Origin of the sequence: Capnocytophaga sp. oral taxon 380 str. F0488, from assembly GCF_000318255.2 — a bacterium.
Lineage (GTDB): Bacteria > Bacteroidota > Bacteroidia > Flavobacteriales > Flavobacteriaceae > Capnocytophaga > Capnocytophaga ochracea.
This window is the reverse complement of sequence record NZ_KB291204.1, coordinates 13,819-18,459: the sequence shown is the minus strand read 5'-3', so window position 1 is coordinate 18,459 and position 4,641 is coordinate 13,819. Positions and strand designations below refer to the sequence as shown.

General features: G+C 41.3%; 3 protein-coding genes and 1 rRNA gene. 1 reads left to right on the top strand and 3 read right to left on the bottom strand.

The features are described 5' to 3' along the window. Nucleotides 1–245: ribosomal RNA gene (locus HMPREF9078_RS06415) — 16S ribosomal RNA — on the bottom strand; the annotation flags it as partial. 499 nt (nucleotides 246–744) lie between these two features. Here HMPREF9078_RS06415 and HMPREF9078_RS06410 point away from each other — a divergent pair. Beyond that, a complete protein-coding gene (locus tag HMPREF9078_RS06410) occupies nucleotides 745–1,347 on the top strand; it encodes a CDP-alcohol phosphatidyltransferase family protein (protein WP_009419881.1) in 603 nt (200 codons plus the stop codon). Between the two features lie 26 nt (nucleotides 1,348–1,373). On the opposite strand, the gene HMPREF9078_RS06405 is transcribed toward HMPREF9078_RS06410, so the two are convergent. Both HMPREF9078_RS06405 and uvrB read right to left on the bottom strand, forming a co-directional pair. Next, the gene (locus tag HMPREF9078_RS06405; protein WP_009419880.1) at nucleotides 1,374–2,306 is read right to left on the bottom strand and encodes a peptidylprolyl isomerase; all 933 of its coding nucleotides are present in this window, start codon (nucleotides 2,304–2,306) and stop codon (nucleotides 1,374–1,376) included. A gap of 89 nt (nucleotides 2,307–2,395) precedes the next feature. Further along, on the bottom strand, nucleotides 2,396–4,393 hold the full coding sequence (uvrB, locus tag HMPREF9078_RS06400; RefSeq protein WP_009419879.1) for an excinuclease ABC subunit UvrB: 1,998 nt from the start codon (nucleotides 4,391–4,393) through the stop codon (nucleotides 2,396–2,398). Nucleotides 4,394–4,641 lie beyond the last annotated feature (248 nt).

The window sequence follows — 4,641 nt, the reverse complement described above, 5'->3', positions numbered from 1 at the left end:
TAGCTAATAGAACGCATACTCATCTTTCACCACCAAGGCTTTAATAGTATCACGATGCCGTATTACTATACTATGGGGTATTAATCCAAATTTCTTCGGGCTATCCCCCAGTGAAAGGCAGATTGTATACGCGTTACGCACCCGTACGCCGGTCTCAGTTACCCGAAAGTAACCTCCCCCTCGACTTGCATGTGTTAGGCCTGCCGCTAGCGTTCATCCTGAGCCAGGATCAAACTCTTCATCGTTAAATTCTTTTATATCTTCTAACCGATCTTCAAGTTATTGACTTCAGGTTTCACTCAATCCTTTTAAATCTTTTTTGTGCTGTACAACATTATGTCAAGGTACGTGTTGTTTCTTTCCACTCCAGAGGCAATACTCTCCTCTTTTGCGGGTGCAAAGGTACACCTTTTATCTTTACCTCCAAAATTTTTATACATTTTTTTTTGAAGATTTTTTTAATAATTGGGTAAGTAGTTGATTATTAATACTAATGTTATAATCATTTTTGGGTTTCTTAGTGTTTTCTAACACGCTTTTCTTCTCTTACAACTAACTACCAACAGTTAAACACACATTCACTTTTTTATCTCTAACCTCTATAAGTAGTTCCCAAACTCTCCTATCATAATAATTTAGTACTCAAGTATGATATAATACATAATCTGCTAATTTACCAAAAGACATATTTTTTTTGTATATTAGAAAAATATTGTATTTTTGTTCTCATAAGAACTTATTAAAATGAAGACACCTTACTTACTAATAGCCTTCCGTTTTTTATTAGCCCCTACCATACTGATCTTTTCTTATTACACTGAAGAATCAATAGCAAGGTTATGGATTATAGTTTTCATCATCCTTGGCTTGCTCTCCGATGTTTTCGATGGCATTATCGCAAGGCAAATGGGTATTAGTACAGTAAAAATGCGACGAATGGATAGCCAAACAGATTTAGTATTCTGGCTCTCTATAGGAATAGCGTGTTATCATCTCAACCCTGAGCTCATAAAGACGTATCGGTATGAAGTAATCGCTATTTTTATAATGGAAGGGTTATGTTATACTATTAGTTTTCTGAAGTTTGGCAAAGAAACCTGTACTCACGCTTTTCTCTCCAAGTTGTGGGGCTTGTGCTTACTTACAGCATTTATCTCCCTCATAGGCTTTGGTCACGGAGGATTTCCCTTGCAATTAGCTATTTATTGGGGGCTCTTCTCACAATTAGATGTAATTCTCATCTTGCTTTTATTGCCCAAATGGCAAAACGATATCCCTAGTGCCTATCACGCCTACTTAATAAGAAGAGGTAAAAACTTTAAGAAGAGTAAATGGCTTAATAGCTAAATACTCTTCTTTAATAAAAAATAAGGTTACCCTACTGATACTAATTCTACATCAAAAATAAGAGGTGCATTAGGTGGTATTACGCCTCCCGCACCACGACTGCCATAGGCGAGTTCTGATGGGATTACCAATCGGGCTTTATCTCCTTCGTGAAGAAGTAATATTCCTTCATCCCAACCTGCAATCACTTGTCCAACACCTACAGTAAACTGTAGTGGTTCTTTCCTGCGATAAGAACTATCAAACACGGTCTTGTCAAGCAACATACCTGTATAGTGCACGGCTACTTTTTGCCCTGCTTCTGCTTTTTTACCATTACCCTTGTGGGTAATTTGGTAATATAAACCACTATTCGTTTTCTCAAAGCCCACTACTTCTTTGGTAAAAGCTTCTTCGGCTTTGCGTTTCTCTTCAGCCAAACGAGCTGCTTTGGCTTCATTAAAATCATTGAAGACTTTTAAGGCGTCCCATTTTTCTGCCTCCTCTCCTACTCTCACTATTTCTACTTTTTCAATCTTATCACCTTGTGCAATCGCATCTACTACTTCTTGTCCTTCCACAACTTCACCAAACACCGTGTGCTTGTTGTCTAGCCAAGGGGTGGCTACGTGTGTAATGAAAAACTGACTCCCATTCGTACCTGGTCCTGCATTCGCCATCGAAATGACTCCCGGTTTATTGTGTTTAAGCTCTGGGTGAAATTCATCGTCAAAACGATAACCTGGATCTCCTGTGCCAGTTCCTAACGGACAGCCTCCTTGTATCATAAAGTTAGGAATCACTCGGTGAAAAGTAAGTCCATCGTAATAAGGCGTACCAAGTGGCTTTTGTGAGTTCTTCATTTTCCCTTCTGCAAGAGCTACAAAATTCCCTACCGTAGCAGGCGTTTTTTCATAAGTAAGACGAAGTAAAATAACTCCCTTCGTGGTAGTTATCTTTGCATAAATACCATTTTGCATTTTTTTTATCTTTTAATGTATTAGGGTACAAAATTACACCAAAATTCCTAAATCACCAAATCACCACACTTTGCTCATTTTCTCATTTGCTAATTTGCTAATTCCTGCAATTTCTTTAGCTCATCTCTGTACTGTGCTGCTTTTACAAAATCCAGCTCTTTGGCAGCTACCTCCATCAATTTGCGGGTTTCTTTGATTTTCTTTTCCAATTCCTTAGCCGATAAATATACCGATTGCGCTTCGGCAGCTGTGCGCTCCTTAAATGAAGGATCGTAGTGAAATTCGGTTATAGGGCTCTTGCTGAGGCTATTCTCTATCTTCTTGTGCAAAGGCTGAGGCGTGATGTCGTGCGCCTTGTTGTAGTTCATCTGCTTTTCACGACGATAATTAGTATCATCGATAGTGCGCTGCATACTGTCAGTAATCTTATCGGCGTACATTATTGCTTTTCCATTCACATTGCGGGCAGCCCGTCCTACCGTTTGAGTGAGCGAACGCGTGGAACGCAAAAAGCCTTCCTTATCGGCATCGAGGATAGCTACGAGCGACACTTCGGGCAGGTCTAAGCCTTCACGGAGGAGGTTTACCCCTATGAGCACATCAAAGAGTCCTTTGCGCAGGTCTTGCATAATCTCCACGCGTTCCAATGTATCCACATCACTGTGAATATAACGACACCTAATACCAATGCGAGTGAGGTATTTAGTAAGCTCCTCTGCCATTCGTTTGGTGAGGGTGGTTACCAATATGCGCTCGTCTTTCTCGGTGCGCAGTTGTATTTCCTCCACAAGGTCATCTATTTGATTGGCACTGGGGCGCACTTCTATTTCGGGGTCGAGCAATCCTGTGGGGCGTATCACCTGCTCTACGTACACGCCTTGTGTTTGTTGGAGCTCATAATCGGCTGGGGTAGCACTCACGTAAATCACTTGGTTTTGAAGCGCTTCAAACTCCTCGAATTTCAACGGACGGTTGTCCATTGCAGCAGGCAAGCGGAAACCGTATTCCACGAGATTCTCCTTCCTACTGCGGTCACCACCATACATTGCGTGTACTTGTGAGACGGTTACGTGACTCTCGTCGATAACCATCAAGAAATCATCGGGGAAGTAATCTATGAGGCAAAACGGACGTGTGCCTGGTTCTCTACCGTCCAAATAGCGAGAATAGTTCTCAATACCCGAACAGTACCCTAATTCCCGTATCATCTCAAGGTCAAACTCAGTGCGTTCTTTCAGCCGTTTGGCTTCTAAGGGTTTGCCTAAAGCCTCAAAGAACTCTACTTGCTTCACCAAATCTTGTTGAATGTTCCATATCGCTTTTTGGAGAATATCGGGAGAAGTAACAAACATATTAGCGGGGTAGATATTGAGGCTCTGGTAGTGGTCTAACACGTGATTAGTAGTAGGGTCAAACTGTTCTATCTCTTCAATTTCATCACCAAAAAAGTGAATACGGAAGGCGTTGTCATCATACCCAGGAAAGACATCAAGCACATCGCCCTTGATACGGAAGTTGCCGTGCCTAAATTCGGCGGTCGTTCGGGCATAGAGACTTTGTACCAATCGATGCATCAGCTTGGTACGAGGGAGTATATCGCCCTGTTTGAGGGTAATCACGTTCTTTTGGAATTCCACAGGGTTACCGATACCATACAAACACGACACCGATGCCACAACCAATACATCGCGCCTGCCCGACAGCAAAGCAGAGGTCGTACTAAGGCGCAGTTTTTCAATTTCATCGTTAATAGAGAGGTCTTTTTCGATATAAGTCCCTGTGGAAGGTATATAAGCTTCCGGCTGATAGTAGTCGTAGTAAGAGACGAAGTATTCTACCGCGTTATTGGGGAAGAAAGCCTTAAATTCAGAATACAACTGAGCAGCCAGTGTTTTGTTATGTGCCAGCACAAGAGTAGGACGCTGAATGCGTTCTACCACATTAGCGATAGTAAAAGTCTTTCCAGAGCCCGTAACGCCTAATAGCACTTGGTACTTATCGTTGCGCTCTATACCTTTTACCAATTGGTCGATAGCCTGAGGTTGGTCGCCCGTAGGGGCAAAGTCAGAAACTATATTGAATTTCATTTGATTTAACCATAAATAAGAGTGCAAAGATAGTGAAGAAAACTGAAAAGTAAAAATTATTTCACGCACATAGCTCAGAGACTCTAAATACTAAAATCTAAATTCAAAATTTTATAGTCTTTTCTCGTCCATTTATTCACCTCACCTTTGCTTTCCTTTCGATTTATTACCCTCAAAACTGCTTCTCTCTCTTAACTCTTAACCCCTCACTATTAACTCTTTATATACCCTTTCTATACCAATCGTCC